At 37.8% G+C, this 15,913-nt stretch carries 18 protein-coding genes; 9 read left to right on the top strand and 9 right to left on the bottom strand.

All coding sequences use genetic code 11. The features are described 5' to 3' along the window. Positions 1–31 precede the first annotated feature (31 nt). The 4 genes from SKA34_RS15310 to fadR all read right to left on the bottom strand — a co-directional run bounded on the left by SKA34_RS15310 (position 32) and on the right by fadR (position 3,183). Complete coding sequence (locus SKA34_RS15310) at positions 32–643, bottom strand: outer membrane beta-barrel protein (RefSeq protein WP_006646440.1); 612 nt, start codon at positions 641–643, stop codon at positions 32–34. A 145-nt stretch (positions 644–788) separates the two neighbouring features. Next, positions 789–1,277 carry a hypothetical protein gene (locus SKA34_RS15305; RefSeq protein ID WP_006646439.1) on the bottom strand — a complete coding sequence of 163 codons (489 nt, stop codon included), beginning with the start codon at positions 1,275–1,277 and terminating at the stop codon, positions 789–791. Beyond that, positions 1,271–2,140 carry a winged helix-turn-helix domain-containing protein gene (locus SKA34_RS15300; RefSeq protein ID WP_232284284.1) on the bottom strand — a complete coding sequence of 290 codons (870 nt, stop codon included), beginning with the start codon at positions 2,138–2,140 and terminating at the stop codon, positions 1,271–1,273. The genes SKA34_RS15305 and SKA34_RS15300 overlap by 7 nt, the downstream gene beginning before the upstream one ends. 191 nt (positions 2,141–2,331) lie before the next feature. Next, positions 2,332–3,183 carry a fatty acid metabolism transcriptional regulator FadR gene (gene fadR, locus SKA34_RS15295; protein ID WP_006646437.1) on the bottom strand — a complete coding sequence of 284 codons (852 nt, stop codon included), beginning with the start codon at positions 3,181–3,183 and terminating at the stop codon, positions 2,332–2,334. Positions 3,184–3,702: 519 nt separating this feature from the next. Between fadR and nhaB the strand changes: the two genes are divergently transcribed. Together nhaB and dsbB are read left to right on the top strand one after the other, a co-directional pair. Continuing rightward, the gene (gene nhaB / locus SKA34_RS15290; RefSeq protein WP_006646436.1) at positions 3,703–5,289 is read left to right on the top strand and encodes a Na(+)/H(+) antiporter NhaB; all 1,587 of its coding nucleotides are present in this window, start codon (positions 3,703–3,705) and stop codon (positions 5,287–5,289) included. 144 nt (positions 5,290–5,433) lie between these two features. Further along, positions 5,434–5,949, top strand: coding sequence for a disulfide bond formation protein DsbB (gene dsbB / locus SKA34_RS15285; protein ID WP_039860704.1), 516 nt, complete (start codon positions 5,434–5,436; stop codon positions 5,947–5,949). Positions 5,950–6,015: 66 nt separating this feature from the next. Here dsbB and SKA34_RS15280 read toward each other — a convergent pair whose 3' ends face one another. Beyond that, positions 6,016–6,423, bottom strand: a complete 408-nt coding sequence (locus SKA34_RS15280) for a (deoxy)nucleoside triphosphate pyrophosphohydrolase (RefSeq protein ID WP_006646434.1) — start codon at positions 6,421–6,423, stop codon at positions 6,016–6,018. Continuing rightward, entirely contained in the window at positions 6,423–7,076 is a 654-nt protein-coding gene (locus SKA34_RS15275) for an SEC-C metal-binding domain-containing protein (protein WP_006646433.1), read from the bottom strand. Before SKA34_RS15275 ends, SKA34_RS15280 begins: the two co-directional genes overlap by 1 nt. A 243-nt stretch (positions 7,077–7,319) precedes the next feature. On the opposite strand from SKA34_RS15275, the gene SKA34_RS15270 reads away from it, so the two are divergent. The 3 genes from SKA34_RS15270 (at position 7,320) to SKA34_RS15260 (ending at position 10,049) form a co-directional block, all read left to right on the top strand. Next, on the top strand, positions 7,320–7,997 hold the full coding sequence (locus tag SKA34_RS15270) for an NAD(P)H-binding protein (RefSeq protein ID WP_006646432.1): 678 nt from the start codon (positions 7,320–7,322) through the stop codon (positions 7,995–7,997). A 79-nt stretch (positions 7,998–8,076) separates the two neighbouring features. Beyond that, complete coding sequence (gene dusC, locus SKA34_RS15265) at positions 8,077–9,018, top strand: tRNA dihydrouridine(16) synthase DusC (RefSeq protein WP_006646431.1); 942 nt, start codon at positions 8,077–8,079, stop codon at positions 9,016–9,018. Positions 9,019–9,191: 173 nt separating this feature from the next. After that, positions 9,192–10,049 (top strand): neutral zinc metallopeptidase, encoded by an 858-nt coding sequence (locus tag SKA34_RS15260; protein ID WP_006646430.1) that lies wholly within the window; start codon positions 9,192–9,194, stop codon positions 10,047–10,049. Between the two features lie 76 nt (positions 10,050–10,125). Here SKA34_RS15260 and SKA34_RS15255 read toward each other — a convergent pair whose 3' ends face one another. Then, positions 10,126–10,569, bottom strand: a complete 444-nt coding sequence (locus SKA34_RS15255; RefSeq protein WP_006646429.1) for a YcgN family cysteine cluster protein — start codon at positions 10,567–10,569, stop codon at positions 10,126–10,128. Between the two features lie 273 nt (positions 10,570–10,842). Between SKA34_RS15255 and SKA34_RS15250 the strand changes: the two genes are divergently transcribed. Then, positions 10,843–11,091 (top strand): zinc/iron-chelating domain-containing protein, encoded by a 249-nt coding sequence (locus SKA34_RS15250; RefSeq protein WP_006646428.1) that lies wholly within the window; start codon positions 10,843–10,845, stop codon positions 11,089–11,091. Positions 11,092–11,117: 26 nt separating this feature from the next. On the opposite strand, the gene SKA34_RS15245 is transcribed toward SKA34_RS15250, so the two are convergent. Together SKA34_RS15245 and SKA34_RS15240 are read right to left on the bottom strand one after the other, a co-directional pair. Further along, the gene (locus tag SKA34_RS15245) at positions 11,118–11,363 is read right to left on the bottom strand and encodes a TIGR02647 family protein (RefSeq protein WP_006646427.1); all 246 of its coding nucleotides are present in this window, start codon (positions 11,361–11,363) and stop codon (positions 11,118–11,120) included. Between the two features lie 252 nt (positions 11,364–11,615). Beyond that, entirely contained in the window at positions 11,616–12,488 is an 873-nt protein-coding gene (locus tag SKA34_RS15240) for a Tim44 domain-containing protein (RefSeq protein ID WP_039860701.1), read from the bottom strand. A 299-nt stretch (positions 12,489–12,787) separates the two neighbouring features. Between SKA34_RS15240 and SKA34_RS15235 the strand changes: the two genes are divergently transcribed. From SKA34_RS15235 to SKA34_RS15225, 3 genes are all read left to right on the top strand, one after another. Then, complete coding sequence (locus SKA34_RS15235) at positions 12,788–13,192, top strand: TM2 domain-containing protein (RefSeq protein WP_006646425.1); 405 nt, start codon at positions 12,788–12,790, stop codon at positions 13,190–13,192. A 201-nt stretch (positions 13,193–13,393) separates the two neighbouring features. Continuing rightward, the gene (locus tag SKA34_RS15230) at positions 13,394–13,990 is read left to right on the top strand and encodes a TetR/AcrR family transcriptional regulator (protein WP_006646424.1); all 597 of its coding nucleotides are present in this window, start codon (positions 13,394–13,396) and stop codon (positions 13,988–13,990) included. Positions 13,991–14,004: 14 nt separating this feature from the next. Then, positions 14,005–15,879, top strand: coding sequence for an MFS transporter (locus tag SKA34_RS15225; RefSeq protein ID WP_006646423.1), 1,875 nt, complete (start codon positions 14,005–14,007; stop codon positions 15,877–15,879). The last annotated feature ends 34 nt before the right edge of the window (positions 15,880–15,913 follow it).

Genomic DNA, 15,913 nt, shown 5'->3' with positions numbered 1-15,913 from the left:
CTCAGTGGCTCTTTGTTGATTAAATTAATAATTAAAACTGATATGTTGTACCTAAGTACCAAGAGCCAACAGACATATCATAATCTTTATTAGTCGCTTCCAGAGTATAGAAGTCTGCTTCATAAGCTGTTCGAATACCTAAACCAGGTACTTGTTTAATTTGATACTCTAAACCCGCTCCTAAACGAATTAAACCGCCATCATCTTTAAATCCAGGTGATTTAAGAGAAATTTGGCCTAAACCAACAAGAGCAAAAGGACGTAAACCATTATCAAAAGTATAACCCAAGTTTGCAGCAAGGCTGAAAGATTGATGCTCTGCTTTACTTGTTAACTTGTGACCTTCTACTTCTAATGTTTCTTTAACATCGCCATATTTAGTATACTGTGCTTCTAAAGAAACAATACGATTAAACTGATAACCCGCAATTAGTTTATAGCTTTCACCATCAGCTTTATTTGAATAATTAATTTCGTGGTTATTTTCAACACTGCTTGTAAGTGATTTATCATAATGAAAATCAGTAGTACCAACACCAGCACCAATATAAAACCCATTATATTTATTAGATGGATTTTCATATGCTGATGCGTATGAAGACGTTAACGTACCAATAAGTGTCACTAATAATATTTTTTTCATAATTTTACTTTTTAAACTGCTTTACAAAAGAGATGCCCAGATTAGTAAATCATGTCTAAAAAAAACAAACAAAAAAAAACCTTAACTACACTAAAAACAAATACAATAAAAAACATTTAAAATCAGCATTTTAAAAATAAAATACTTACTTGTTTTTATAACAAACCATATCAAACGATTCATTTTCACTATCAGTATAAAAATATAGTCGATTATTAATATTTTTATACCGATATAAAATGCTGTGGCCTTCGTACTCTTTATAAGCTCTATTTAGATTAATATCATCATGTTTTTTTTGTATTTGAACACTCTCGAATTTTAGTGTTAAGTGATCTCTTTTTTGTAGATAATCACCATCATAATAAAGTTCCATTAACTTAACATCCTCATCATTCCCTTGCACTTGGATAAGCTCATTAATAAAAAAACGATCTTTAGAGCTAAAAGTTAAAATCATTTTTTCAGAAACTTGATTATATTTAGAAAAAGAATCAAATATAAACCCTGTTTTTTTCTGATCACAAATCCAAGTTGTTGAGATCAAATTATCTTTATTTGTTGCTAAATGAAAAACAGCTATCATTAAGAAAACTAAAATAAAAACTAGTAATGTATTTGTATTTTTTAGCATTTTATATTCTTACTATTTAAGTAACTACTCAACTGTTTATAAAAGCTACCATATGTATATTTAGACATCCTAAAATTAAATGCCCTTCCATCAGATGGCATAATAAAGACTACTATCGAACTATTATTCGCTATTCGAGTATTATAATAAAAGTGGGCATATATATTTGAATGGCAAACTGATGATAGGCTTTTTGTTATACCTTTTATAAAAAGCTCTTTATCTACGTCGTAGTCATCTACTTCATTAAAGTAAACTTTATTTGAACCAATATTTATTTCATGAATATAATAATTAGTATCAATGAAATATGGTGTGGTATTTATTACACTATTAATGTAATAAATTAAAAATGCAGTAATAATAATAAGTATAATTAATAAATATGAAACACTTTTTCGACAAAGAATATTGGATTCTACGGATTTCGTTATATCATTTTCATTAACTTTAATAATATCGTCAGATAATAAAGAAGGTTTTATAGTTTTGCGTTCTGGTTGTTGTTTTACTTGCTTTTTTTCTTCATCAACAACACAACTATCATCCATTTTGACTTCAAGTAAATAGCCAGACTTACTGACTGTTGTGATCGTAATCATCTCTAAAGCATGCTTAGCGAATACTTTTCTAAGTTTAGAAATCACATTCGTTAAGGCCTGCTCAGATACAATCGTATCTCCCCAACACTGAGATAATAAAAACTCTTTTGCTACACATTTTCCTTGGTGTGCTAGTAAAAGTAAAAATACATCACTCACTCGGGGCGTAAAATACTCTGTCTGTCCATTGTCATGAGTAAGAGTTCGTGTTGAACTGTCGTAGGTTACGGAACCAATTCGGTACACTTCACTGCTTGTCATACTGACCATTTTATTAACATAATTGATCCTTAATTATTAGTTATGCTAACTATACAATCAACTTACAATCGAGTTATTCATCTTCAAGTATTCCTATTTACATCAAGATGCTGATTTAAAAAACAGAAATACAGACATAAAAAAACCAAGTGCTTAACACTTGGTCTAATGTTCGCCGCAGTAATTTTAAATTATTGCTCTTCTTCGTACATGTATTTTGAGATTTCAACACGATGACTATACCAAATCGCACCACTTTCACGTCCATATAAACGAATACGATCAGCAACTAGCTCTGGCTTATTTCCATCACAGTATGATTTCATATCGCGGTAGAAACTTAATGCTAATTCACATGCTTCTGGCTTCATAAAGTAATAACCACCAACGCGCGTGTAAATTTTACGTAAGCCATTAATAGTTAGTACATAAAGTGTATTACCAGACTTACCCGCCATACCTTGAAACAGACGATAATCATAATAGTTGAATGCACGAGCTAAACAAATTTCTTCACAAAGCTGTGGATCATCTTTACCGTATTTATCTACGATTTTTTTAACTTCTTGAATAAGATCAATACGATCATCACTGTTTTCAATAAACTCAGCAAAGCTTGAAGCATTACGAAGCCTTTCAACTGAATCAATGACATGCTGAATTAAAAGACTTGATTCTTCTGCATTACTTCTTACAGCGTAACGCATAAATACGCTACTAATATCAGTTCGAGCAGCAAGAAGATCGGTTAATACTCGTTGAACATCCTGCCCATCTAGTGTCACTAAGGTATCAAGAATATTTAAACCTGACGTATCCATGTAGTTATTAACACGCGTTGGCTTACCATGTTGGATAGTTAACCATCCATCACGCGCTAAACGCTGCAATACTTCACGTAATGTTGTTCGAGTTACTCCAATTAACTCTGAAAGTTCACGCTCAGCAGGAAGAATAGACCCCTGAGGAAAGTGGTTATTCCAAATGCTTTCAATAATATATTTCTCAGCAAATGTCGCTGGGCTATCTGCCTTAATGACCATTTAAGTAAAATCCAGTTCGCTTCTTGCACTTTTATAATTGCACTCATCATACCACTAGTTTCTTCTGAGAAGAAACCTCACTACTAACTCTGACATGAACATGAAAGAGAAGTATAAAAATACAACGATATTGTTAGACCGCTCACTAAAAAATGGGATATTGAATGCTTCTAACAATTCTAGCCTCATTTTCTGTATACTGTGCGGTTTATTACACTGACATATTCAACTCCCATTTCAAGATGAAAATGTAACGAAATAATTGCATTTTTGTTTAACTTATTGACTAATTTCTCTTAAACGGTAGAGTTATATAAAGATGAACTGGGAGCGAATGGAAGCTGCTGCCTAAGAAAGTTAAAACATCCGAGAACCATACTCTTGTTTAACTTTGATACCTCAATCTCGACCAATAATCTTTTGCAAGAAGCGACTGATTACCCTGCTGATTGATCAATCAAGGCATTTAGCCGACATCAGATCCATACTATTTTGCGCGAATAATAAAGAGATCAACACATGGCTATATCGCTAGGGAATGCCTTTATCAAAAATTTTTTGGGTAAGGCACCTGACTGGTACAAAATTGCAATCATTACTTTTTTGATCATTAACCCTATTGTATTTTTTCTTATTGATCCGTTTGTTGCTGGCTGGTTGTTAGTAATCGAATTCATCTTTACGCTAGCAATGGCATTAAAATGTTATCCATTACAGCCTGGTGGTTTATTGGCAATAGAAGCTGTTGCTATTGGGATGACAAGTCCAGATCAAGTGAAACATGAACTTGTTGCAAATATTGAAGTTCTACTCTTACTGGTCTTTATGGTCGCGGGTATCTACTTCATGAAACAGCTATTGTTGTTCATGTTTACTAAAATATTAATCGGCATCCGCTCTAAAATTTTACTTTCTCTCGCATTTAGTGTGATGGCCGCTTTTCTTTCCGCTTTCCTTGATGCACTAACCGTTATTGCGGTTGTTATCAGTGTAACGGTAGGCTTCTATAGTATTTATCATAAGGTTGCTTCAGGGCAAGATCCTCACTCTAATCATGATCATACCAATGATAATCACGTTCCAGAGCTAAGCCGTGATGATTTAGAAAACTACCGTGCATTCCTCCGTAGCTTGCTAATGCATGCCGGTGTGGGTACAGCATTAGGTGGCGTAATGACAATGGTAGGTGAACCTCAAAATTTAATCATTGCCGATCAAGCAGGTTGGGATTTTGGTGAATTTATTATTCGTATGGCGCCCGTTACTGTCCCTGTTTTTTTCTGTGGCTTGTTAACCTGTGCACTGGTTGAGAAATTTAAAATCTGTGGCTATGGTGCAGAATTACCTGAAAATGTTCGCCAAATTTTAGTCGACTTTGATAATGAAGAACGTAAATCACGTACTAACCTTGACTACGCTAAATTAATTATTCAAGCAGCAATTGCAGTATGGCTAATTATCGGCCTTGCTATGCACTTAGCTGCGGTTGGTTTAATCGGTTTAACAGTGATTATTTTGGCTACATCGTTTACTGGTATCACCGAAGAGCACGCTCTGGGTAAAGCATTTGAAGAAGCGCTACCCTTTACAGCACTACTTGCGGTATTCTTCTCTATCGTTGCGGTAATCATTGACCAACAACTATTCGCACCTATTATTAATTGGGTATTAAGCCTTGAAGGTAGTTCACAGCTTACTATGTTCTACATTGCTAATGGCTTGCTATCTATGGTGTCAGACAACGTATTCGTTGGAACGGTATATATTAACGAAGTAAAAACTGCGCTAACAAACGGTGTTATTAACCGAAGTCAGTTTGATATGTTAGCCGTTGCTATCAATACAGGTACTAACCTACCATCAGTAGCAACACCAAATGGTCAAGCAGCGTTCTTGTTTGCTTTAACCTCGGCAATTGCACCACTTATCCGTCTTTCTTACGGTCGTATGGTATACATGGCGTTGCCTTACACCATTGTACTTGCATCCGTGGGTTTGGCCGGCATTGAGCTGATGCTAGTCCCAATGACAGAATGGTTTTATACCATGGGCTGGATCACTGATGCATCATCAGCGGCCGCAACAATACCGGCACTTGCTCACTAATTCACAATAGCGAAATTTACAGATGATTTACTTCTCTATAAAGCTATGATTGAATATTGATGTTAGATTAGTGTCATAACGTATATGAAAACCCTGATAGTTCGGGGTTTTCTTTTATCTTAATTAGTACGTAGAGTATCGATGATGCAATACCTCAATACCTTTTCAAAATCACGTTTAGCATGGCTGCTACTACTTCTTTCTATTGTTATCTTTGAAGGTTGTGCCCTATTCTTCCAACATATAATGAACCTTGCACCGTGTGTGATGTGTGTTTATGAACGTGTCGCTATGATGGGGATCGGTTTTGCCGCTATTGTTGGCCTTCTCGCCCCTCAAAATGTCTTTTTCCGTTGGATTGGTTTAGCCGTTTGGGGATATTGTGCATACCGAGGTGTTGTATTGGCCTATCAACATGTGGGTTTTCAGCTAAACCCATCACCGTTTGCAACCTGTGATTTATTCGTCCAATTTCCAACCTGGGCGCCAATAAACCATTGGGCTCCTTGGATGTTTGAAGCATACGGTGATTGTGCCAAAATTGTTTGGCATTTCTTAACACTAACAATGCCACAATGGTTAGTTGTTATTTTTGCTGGAAATCTTATTGTTTGGGCAGTCATGGTTATCGCGCAGTTCTTCGGTAAGAAATCAGCTTAAGTTAGTAGCGAATAATAAGACAGAAAAAGCGAAGACTACAATATAGGCTTCGCTTTTTGTTAGTACTTACTTCGTTAATGCGCTTTGTTCTAAGGCGGTTAGAATAGGGTAATCAGCAGGACATAATGTATAGAGTTTAAATTCGTTTAAACTCACCCACACCATTGCTTGATGCGTATTTAATACAATATCGCCTTCACACCATAGAGTTAAATAACCTTTTAATTCAATGATTTTATCACCGTAATCGAACACGCTATCAGCCAACCATTGTTGTGTTTTAGTCGTGATCGCTAACTCTTCCATGAGCTCACGCTCTAATGCATGCTCTGGTAATTCCCCCACTTCAACTTTACCGCCAGGAAACTCCCATAAACCACCTTGGCTCGCATTATCTAACCGCTGAGCAAGTAGGTACTTACCTTCTTTCTCAATAACTCCCGCAACAACAAGGATTGTTTTAAGCTTTTGCATTAATGTGACTTACCGCAGCACTGTTTGAATTTCTTACCACTATCACATGGGCAAGGATCATTACGACCAATATTTTTATAAGGGTTAATCGCTTGTGCTCCTGCGCCAAGCTGAAATTGATCCGCTGCCATCATCACTTCAGTTAGCATCAATGGTAGTTGCGAATAAAGCTCACTCGGTGCTGGCATTCCTGTCACGCCCGCTTGCTCCATTTGTTCCAGAGTACCGGCTTCATCAACACATAGCATAAGCGTTGTCAGTAATGCTGATAGCATGCGCATTGTGCCATCTGAAATAGACATCTCTTCCCAGTTTGGTTCAATGTAATGCCAAACAGCTAAAAAGCCTTGAGCAAACTGTGAAAGTGCCTCATTTGTATCACCACTTTCTTGCCATTTAAGCTCTATCGGTAATTGGTATTCACCCGCTTTTACTGTGCGATACTGCATTTCAAAGTGATTTAATACGGCAACTTTATCGGTCTCTGATAGCGCTATATCATTACCTTCAGTGACAGCACCAGTTAATAACACAGGTAACCAAATCTCTGGCTCCATAGGTTTCGGGTTTGCATTTGCGGCAAATAACGCGCCTTCAATAAAAGGAGCTGACATACCATCCCAGCCAGTTGGGAGTGTTATTAATGTATTCATGATAATTTCCAATAAAAGTTTCTATCGCCATTATACCTGAACTCACCCTTTATCTTCATATCATCACTTAATGAGTAGAAAAAACGCAATAATGATTGTTTCTGATAACAGTGTAAGTGGTGCCGATTAAAAATTTATTATGCTAATTTCTTGATATTTGATGCAGTTCAGCGAAATTAAACATATATTCTGTTTAATTACAGATAAATGTCATCATTTACAATCTATGCGATGGGAATAGCCATGGATAATCACGATTTAAATGCAATCATTGCTGGCGCGAGTGGTTTAGTTGGAGATGAACTCTTACACCAGCTACTTGCCAATAATAAATTCAAACATATTTATACTTTATCTCGTCGTGACTTACCGTTTCACAGCAGTAAATTACACCAAATCATAGATCCGCTTCTTCGGATAAATAGCTGGGAGCACGAAACGCCTCAGCCGCAATATGGCTTTATTTGTTTAGGTACGACAAAGCGCAAAGCGGGCAGTAAATCAGCACTTGCTGCGGTTGATCTCGATTTGGTAAAAGATGTCGCCACCACAATGAAAAACCTGGGTGTTAAACACATTATTGTAGTATCAAGCCTTGGGGCATCAAGCCACTCTCCTTCCCATTACTTACGCTGCAAAGGAAAAATGGAGCAAGCAATAACCAAGATGGAATTTGAACACTGTATTTTTATTCGGCCAGGCCCTTTAAAAGGTGAACGTAGTGAAATTCGTACTGACGAGCAATTATTACAACACGTGTTTGATGTGATCAATCCACTGGTTGTCGGTCCTCTAAAACATTTCTCCCCAATACCAGCTGATTACGTGGCACGTAGCATGGTAAAAATGGCACTATCTTGTCAAAAACATCAACTTGAACAAAAAACCATAGTTTCGGGTCATCAACTCCGCACAATTTAAAATCAATGGTGACAAATTAACCCTCTCGCACTAGAATCTTGCCCCTTATATGTAATTACCGAGCAGAGCTATAACCACTATGCGAGTTATTTTAGGCCCGATGGAAGGCGTCTTAGACCATTTAATGCGTGAGATGCTGACTGAAATTAATGACTACGATCTTTGTGTCACTGAATTTGTCCGTGTCATTGATAGCCTATTGCCGAGCAGTGTTTTCTATCGTCTATGTCCTGAATTACGTCAAGATGGAAAAACACGCTCAGGTACTCCTGTTCGGGTACAAATTTTAGGACAAGATCCTAACTGGATGGCTGAAAATGCGCAGCGTGCATGCTCATTAGGCTCAGCAGGCGTTGATATTAACTTTGGTTGTCCAGCAAAAGCGGTTAATAAAAGTCGTGGTGGCGCAGTTTTACTAAAAGAGCCAGAGCGTATTTATCAAATAGTTAAAGCTTGTCGCGCTGCTGTCAATCCCATTAAGCCTTTAACGGCAAAAGTACGTTTAGGCTGGGATGATCCTGCCCAATGTTTTGAAATTGCAGATGCTATTGCCCAAGCCGGCGCCGATGAAATGGTGGTCCATGCGCGTACTAAAGAAGATGGCTACCGCGCAGAGACCATCAAATGGGATTACATTAAACAGCTTAAAAATAGTGTCGCTATTCCCATTATTGCAAATGGCGAAGTCTGGAATTATCACGATGGTCAAGCATGCCTTACCGCTACCAATACTGATGCGTTAATGGTCTGTCGAGGCGCACTTAATTTGCCGAATTTAGGCAATGTGGTAAAACATAATCAAGCGCATATGAGTTGGGAAGACGTACTCGCCTTACTTCTAGTTTACTCTCAATTTGAGATCAAAGGAGATAAAGGGCTTTATTACCCTAACCGGGTAAAGCAATGGTTCTCTTACCTACGTCATGAGTACCCACAAGCCAAATTATTATTTACCGATATCCGTGCCTTAAATAAAGCGGCACCAATCATCGAAGTGCTTCAGCGCGCGCATCAGCAATAACCTTCATTTACAGCCCAATCTTATTGGGCTGTCTTTTTTACCTTCCACCATCATGAATACTCCCCATTTATCCCGCTAAAACGGCTTGCTTATTTACCATAAGGAAAATTCACACTTGCGCGTAAATTTAGGCCATTATTTATTGATAAAATTCTGTTTATTAAGGATCCACTATGCGTTGGAAAAACTCCCGTCGAAGTACCAATATTGAAGATCGTCGAGGCCAAGGCTCGTCTAAAGCTGGGTTGCCGATTGGTGCTTTATTTCGCTTTATTCCTTTTTTAATTAAAACAAAAATAGGTAGAGTTATTATGGTTGTCGGTGGCTTATTTTTAGCGTATCAACACTTTACTGGCGGTAACATGATGGGACAGCAGCAATCAGCTATACCTTCTCAACGAACAATCCAAAATGATGAGAATAAACAATTTGTCGCTGCGGTATTAGGCACAACTGAAACCGTCTGGAATAAGATCCTTGATGGTAAATACCAACCACCCAAGCTAGTGCTTTACAATAATGTAACCCAAACAGCTTGTGGCACAGGCTCAGCGCAGTCTGGCCCATTTTATTGCCCTGCGGATAAAAAAGTGTATTTAGATTTAAGCTTTATGAACGAGCTTAAAAAGCTAGGAGCCCCCGGTGATTTTGCTTTTGCTTATGTTATTGCTCATGAAGTGGGACACCATGTACAAAACTTATTAGGCACAAGTACTAAAGTACATCAAATGCAGCAACGTAGCAGCAAAGTGGAAGCCAACCGCTTAAGTGTAAAACTTGAACTACAAGCAGACTGCTATGCCGGCGTATGGGGACATTACGTCAATCAACAAGGCATACTTGAGGCAGGAGATATTGATGAAGGGCTCAACGCTGCCAGCTCGGTAGGCGATGACCATTTACAGAAAATGGCAGGCCATGCAGTTCAACCTGACGGTTTTACACATGGCACCTCAGCACAACGCATTGAATGGTTTAAGAAAGGACTAACAACTGGCGATCCTCGTCAATGTAATACCTTTCAACAGTAACCAGTTATTGTCGCAATAAAAAACGCCTCATCATACTGTACAGATAAGGCGTTTTTTGCGTATCGTTATCGATTAATTAATCAATAATGCGATTGGGATGATTCAAGATATGGTCCTCCCAGTCGATAACATCGATTTCATACACAATCTTATCGCGTACCGATTCATTAGCTTTATGCATCGCTTCTTTTGAACCAGTAATCAGTGGATGCCACTCAGGTAATGGCTTTCCTTCTGCTAATAAACGGTATGCACACGTTTCAGGAAGCCAAACAAACTCATCAATACGATCACGAGTCAATTTTAGACATTCTTCTCCGGATTCAAAACGATTAGGATAATCTTTGCAAGAACATGTTTTATTATCTAATAAACTACATGCCACATTGGTGTAATAGATATCATCTGTATCATCATCAATAAGCTTATGCAGACAGCACTTACCACAACCGTCACAAAGTGATTCCCACTCCTGATCTGTCATTGTTGCTAAGTCTTTTTCTTGCCAAAAATGCGTCATGATACCTACACTAAATTCACGTTATGCGCTTTAGAACAGCGCTAAATTACCATTTACTATTTTATTATAGCGCGGTGTTTATAGCGACCCTGACGGTAAACTGCAAATTCAAATTACCTATTAATCAATAATTGCATCGAAATGAGAGCTATTATTATTTAGTAAGAATACGGTCAACATAAATATAACACTGAAATAGATATTTAATTTTTGATCTTATGAATAAGGAGTGATAATTTGCGCAGCCAATTTAACCAATGAAGAGAGTGATTGATGGAATGTCGTCTTGGCTGTGGTGCCTGCTGTATAGCTCCAAGTATCTCATCAAGCATACCTGGAATGCCCAACGGCAAACCTGCAGGTGTACCTTGCGTTCAACTCAATGAACAGAATTTATGTAAACTTTTTGGCAAAGCTGAACGCCCTGCTGTATGCCACCATTTTAAAGCTTGCCCTGATATTTGTGGAAAAACCAATGAGCAAGCTTTAACGATAATTACAGAATTAGAGCAAATGACTTGATCAATGCTCTTTATCTTGCGACTGCGTTATTCTGTCGTTTTCCCCGTCAGAATACGTAATGCAATTTTTGCGTTTTCCGCAACCTGATGACCTGTATGTGTTAAATAACCACCATCAAATTGAGTAACCAATCCTTTCGCATATAAGCGTTGAGCAGCTGAAACCAATGCTGGATTTGCATCACTATGAACTTTTACCCCTTCCATGTTGCTATGAATAGGGAATTTCACTAATAGATTCATTTCTTCAACAATATCTTGAGTGTATGGCATAACGACCTCTTATTAGTTTCTATTTAGATCTCAATGTCTAATGACTGACCTATTTAATATCATGAGTTAATACTAGCTGTTGCTGGTGATAAAACTAGGTGCCAAGATCAACATCTTACGATCTTTATATCAGTAAAACGCGATCAAACTCATAATTTTAGAACTCTTTTTTCAGATATTTACATCTGTACAAAAAACACCCTAACCTGTTGAGAGATATAAAAAATCCGCTAATAAAAGCGGCTTTTTAAATTAAGCTTGAATACCAACAATTAACCATGGCGCGTTCGGCGTTTTTAAATCTCGCTCTAAATGCCATACATCATTAATATCTTCTTCAATCCCCTCTTGGCTATCTTTGTAACGGCCAGAGAACTGAATACTTAGCTGTGCTGAATTCGCGTCATAGTCTGCACGTACAAGTTCGGCATCAACGTACATCACTTCGGTATGTTGCTCACCTGAAAGTTTGGCACGTTCAGCTTGTAAATCAGCAAATAACGCAGATGATACGTATTCTTTGATTTTCGCTAATTCGTTATGGTTCCATGCGCCTTGAATAATACGATAGTGATCGCGAGAACCACTTAAAAATGAATTCATATTAAAGTTAGGCGGTAAATTAAATGGCACATCACTATCAGTTGACTCAAAACCACCATTTTGTGGTTGAGACTGCGAACCTGTCGCTTGACGGTATTGCTGTTGTGCTTGCTGTGGCTGCTGACGAGGAGAGTTTCCTGCGTAAGATTCACGATGCCCCATTGAAGTGCCTTTGTTTGTACGCATTGCTTTAAATAGTTTAAACAATACGAATGCAATCACACCAATAATGAGAATATCCATAAACTGGATACCATCAAATGAACCACCAAAGAAAGCAGCAAGTAAACCACCTGCAAGTAAACCACCTAATAGGCCACCCATTAAGCCTTTCTTGCTCGATGACGCAGGTGAATTTTGTTTACGAATAGTATCTGTTTGTTGTGGCTGTTGTTTTTTCATTGGCGCAGTTTTAAAACTTTTACCAAATGACTTACCACCACCAAATCTCTTTGCTTCAGCATGCGGTGTCGACAATGCGACCACAAACACTAAAGCAAATACAGTAAAAAAGCGTTTCATCATTGTTGAAGTACCTTATCCATATCCTGTAAGCATCGTAGCTATATAACGGAGAATGTCAATTCAAAGCCGTTGCTAAATTGTTACTGTTTCTTAACATCTATCGATGATAATTTCATCATTCTTGAATACAGCACCTCAATATTTTTGTATCCTGTTTTTTATTTAATATACTTATAAAATATTCCTCATTTTATGGCACTTTATCCATCAAAAGTGGTCTCTAATAAGTAATTAAACGTTAAGCCTTTGTTGTTTTTTTATCTTACGATATTTTCAACACTAACATGGATATTTTTATGCAAGAGAATAACACTCACAGTAAACTCATTGGTTATCTACTCTGGATATTCGGCTTTACGGGCGCTCACCGCTTTTATTATGGCAAACCAGTAACAGGGACTATTTGGTTTTTAACCTTAGGTCTATTCGGTATTGGTTGGTTAATTGACTTGTTTTTAATTCCATCAATGAATAGAGAATCTGACTTGCGTTTTGCTAGTGGTGATATTGATTATAATATCGCTTGGCTGCTGCTTACTTTCCTTGGTGTGTTTGGCGTCCACCGTATGTACATGGGTAAATGGATCACTGGTATACTTTATCTTTGTACCTTTGGTTTCTTCCTAATAGGTATTCTTATCGATTTTTGGACGTTAAATGATCAAGTTTCTTTAGAAAATACCAAGAATAAAACTGTATAGCTTTTAGTATTGGTGATTTTTGTTGTGACAAGATATCATTTCAAATCTTTAGAAATAAAATTGTCACAACTTGTTTCTGACATCGAATTCCTAACAACTATGGTTTCGATTAGATAATAATAACAATATAGAACGTTGTTCTATAATTAAAAACGTTAGTTTTTAACATACGATAAGCAAACACATCAAAGAGTAATATCCATGGCAAGAAGAAATGACCATACTCGTGAAGAGTTGGTAAGCATGACACTGGAGCAGGTAAAAAACTTTCTCAATGAGCACCCTCACCATGAGCTAAGTTTACGTAAAGTTGCAGCTATGATTGGTTATGTTCCTAGTACATTAGTAAATGTATTCGGTAATTATAATTTACTGTTACTACACGCTGTTGCCCAAACACTTGATGAATTATCTCAAGAAGTACAATCGTGTCTAACAGGGGCAACCAATCCAGAGCAGGCACTTCGTAGTCTCGCATATTGTTATCTCGACTTTGCAATTGCCCACCCATACCGCTGGCAGTTAATCTTCCAACACACAATGAATGGTGAAGATTTACCAGAATGGCAATCAGATCGAATCAATAATATGACGGGTATGTTGGAATCATTGATTGGTCAAGTTAGCAGTAACATATCTAAAGAAGAAGTACTGGAAACAAGCCGTGTTATTTGGGCTGGTGTTCACGGTATTACGCTACTTACTGTTGATGATAAGCTATTTACCTCAACGCCTGTTGACGGCAAAGCACTTATTGATAATCTTTTAAATACTTATCTAAATAAGTGGAAACAGTAATAGAGATAGCGTAAATGACCACACAGCCCCAATCGAGTCTTCTAACCAAACGGCGCTTCTTACCGTATTTTTTAACGCAGGCACTTGGGGCATTTAATGATAATGTTTACAAAAATATATTATTAATCCTGATCGCTTACGCTTCTGTTGATAGCCTTCCACTGAGTGCAAATTTACTGATTAATATTGCCGCAGGGCTATTTATTTTACCTTTCTTTTTATTTTCAGCATCTGCCGGTGTTATTGCCGATCAATACGATAAAGCAATGATCATGCGCCGAGTAAAACTGGCAGAAATTGTGATAATGAGTCTTGCTGCAATAGCCTTCTTCTATCAAAGTTATTCTGCTCTGCTGGTGTTACTCTTTTTAATGGGAACCCAATCGGCCTTCTTCGGCCCAGCAAAATATGCCTTACTCCCCCAGCACTTAAAATCAGAAGAGTTAATATCCGGTAATGCTTTAGTTGAAACAGGTACCTTTTTAGCTATTTTACTTGGCACATTGCTCGCAGGTTTTATTGCCGACAGCCATAACGCTCACTATATTGCGGCAGGATCAGTGATCTTTTTTGCGATATTAGGCTATCTCACATCCCTTGCTATTCCGAGCGCACCGCCTTCGGTAAAGAAAGCAACCTTCAAGTGGCAACCGATTAAACAAACTCGTTCAACCATGGCGATTGCACGACAAGATAAAACAATTTTCCAATGTATTTTGGGTATTAGTTGGTTTTGGTTTTTAGGGGCTTGCTACCTCACGCAATTCCCTAATTATGCAAAAATAAGCCTAGGTGGTAATGCCGCTTCTGTCTCTTTCTTACTGATGCTATTCTCTATTGGTATTGCTATTGGCTCTATGTGTTGTGATCGCTTATCTCAACACCGAATTGATCCAGGAATAGTACCTATTGGTAGTTTAGGGATCACATTATTTGGTTCAGGTTTATTTTTCCTCGCTCCAGCAACTACAGTACAAACTCAGAGCCTAATGGCGTTTATGACGGCACCGAGTCTATGGCCAATCTTTGCATCATTGCTATTACTTGGTATTGCTGGTGGTATTTTTATTGTCCCGCTTTATGCCTTAATGCAGCAGCGCTCTAAAGAAGATGAACGTGCACAAATCATTGCAGCAAATAATATATGGAATGCTGTATTTATGGTTGTCAGTGCTATTTCAGCCATTGTCTTCTTATCTCTTTTAAAACTTTCAATTCCAGAGTTCTTCTTAATCTTAGCTGCGATGAATTCATTAGTTGTTGTCTATATCTACTTCCAAGCCCCTGATTTTTTTTGGCGCTTTGTGGTTTGGATGATCACCCATACGATGTATCGAGTAAAAAAACAGAATTTGAATAATATTCCTGAACAAGGAGGGGTGCTACTTGTCTGTAATCATGTCAGTTACATGGATGCATTACTATTAGCAGGCAGCTGCCCACGCCCTATCCGCTTTTTGATGGACCGTAATATTTATAACCTGCCATTGGTCAAATCCTTCTGTAAAGCATGTAAGGCGATTCCTGTCGATGCGAATGACCGTACATCTATACGTAATGCTTTTTCCAAAGTGTCAGAACATTTAGATAATGGCGATATAGTTTGTGTCTTTCCAGAAGGACAGCTCACCTTTGATGGCGAAATAGCCCCGTTTATGCGTGGAATTGATTTAATCATTAAACGTTCGAATGTCACGGTGATCCCCGTGGCACTGCAGGGACTATGGGGGAGCTATTTTAGTCGAGAGGGTGGCGTTGCATTATTAAAATGGCCCAAACGTTTCTGGTCACAAGTCACTATCGTCGCAGGGGAATGTCTGTCTTCCCAAGAGGCAAATAGCCAATTGTTATATCAACAAGTGACGCAATTACGTGGCGATAGAAAATAACGTTCATCTTTGTTAGGCTCTAACTAGCAAATAG

The organism is Photobacterium sp. SKA34, assembly GCF_000153325.1.
Taxonomy (GTDB): domain Bacteria; phylum Pseudomonadota; class Gammaproteobacteria; order Enterobacterales; family Vibrionaceae; genus Photobacterium.
The sequence above is the reverse complement of the archived record's forward strand: the minus strand, read 5'-3'. Positions and strand labels throughout refer to the sequence as shown.

Excerpts from the sequence above, each read along its gene's own strand:
- SKA34_RS15310 (WP_006646440.1), bottom strand. The coding sequence starts at position 643 with ATGAAAAAAATATTATTAGTGACACTTATTGGTACGTTAACGTCTTCA.
- SKA34_RS15305 (WP_006646439.1), bottom strand. The coding sequence starts at position 1,277 with ATGCTAAAAAATACAAATACATTACTAGTTTTTATTTTAGTTTTCTTA.
- SKA34_RS15300 (WP_232284284.1), bottom strand. The coding sequence starts at position 2,140 with ATGACAAGCAGTGAAGTGTACCGAATTGGTTCCGTAACCTACGACAGT.
- fadR (WP_006646437.1), bottom strand. The coding sequence starts at position 3,183 with ATGGTCATTAAGGCAGATAGCCCAGCGACATTTGCTGAGAAATATATT.
- nhaB (WP_006646436.1), top strand. The coding sequence starts at position 3,703 with ATGGCTATATCGCTAGGGAATGCCTTTATCAAAAATTTTTTGGGTAAG.
- dsbB (WP_039860704.1), top strand. The coding sequence starts at position 5,434 with ATGCAATACCTCAATACCTTTTCAAAATCACGTTTAGCATGGCTGCTA.
- SKA34_RS15280 (WP_006646434.1), bottom strand. The coding sequence starts at position 6,423 with ATGCAAAAGCTTAAAACAATCCTTGTTGTTGCGGGAGTTATTGAGAAA.
- SKA34_RS15275 (WP_006646433.1), bottom strand. The coding sequence starts at position 7,076 with ATGAATACATTAATAACACTCCCAACTGGCTGGGATGGTATGTCAGCT.
- SKA34_RS15270 (WP_006646432.1), top strand. The coding sequence starts at position 7,320 with ATGGATAATCACGATTTAAATGCAATCATTGCTGGCGCGAGTGGTTTA.
- dusC (WP_006646431.1), top strand. The coding sequence starts at position 8,077 with ATGCGAGTTATTTTAGGCCCGATGGAAGGCGTCTTAGACCATTTAATG.
- SKA34_RS15260 (WP_006646430.1), top strand. The coding sequence starts at position 9,192 with ATGCGTTGGAAAAACTCCCGTCGAAGTACCAATATTGAAGATCGTCGA.
- SKA34_RS15255 (WP_006646429.1), bottom strand. The coding sequence starts at position 10,569 with ATGACGCATTTTTGGCAAGAAAAAGACTTAGCAACAATGACAGATCAG.
- SKA34_RS15250 (WP_006646428.1), top strand. The coding sequence starts at position 10,843 with ATGGAATGTCGTCTTGGCTGTGGTGCCTGCTGTATAGCTCCAAGTATC.
- SKA34_RS15245 (WP_006646427.1), bottom strand. The coding sequence starts at position 11,363 with ATGCCATACACTCAAGATATTGTTGAAGAAATGAATCTATTAGTGAAA.
- SKA34_RS15240 (WP_039860701.1), bottom strand. The coding sequence starts at position 12,488 with ATGAAACGCTTTTTTACTGTATTTGCTTTAGTGTTTGTGGTCGCATTG.
- SKA34_RS15235 (WP_006646425.1), top strand. The coding sequence starts at position 12,788 with ATGCAAGAGAATAACACTCACAGTAAACTCATTGGTTATCTACTCTGG.
- SKA34_RS15230 (WP_006646424.1), top strand. The coding sequence starts at position 13,394 with ATGGCAAGAAGAAATGACCATACTCGTGAAGAGTTGGTAAGCATGACA.
- SKA34_RS15225 (WP_006646423.1), top strand. The coding sequence starts at position 14,005 with ATGACCACACAGCCCCAATCGAGTCTTCTAACCAAACGGCGCTTCTTA.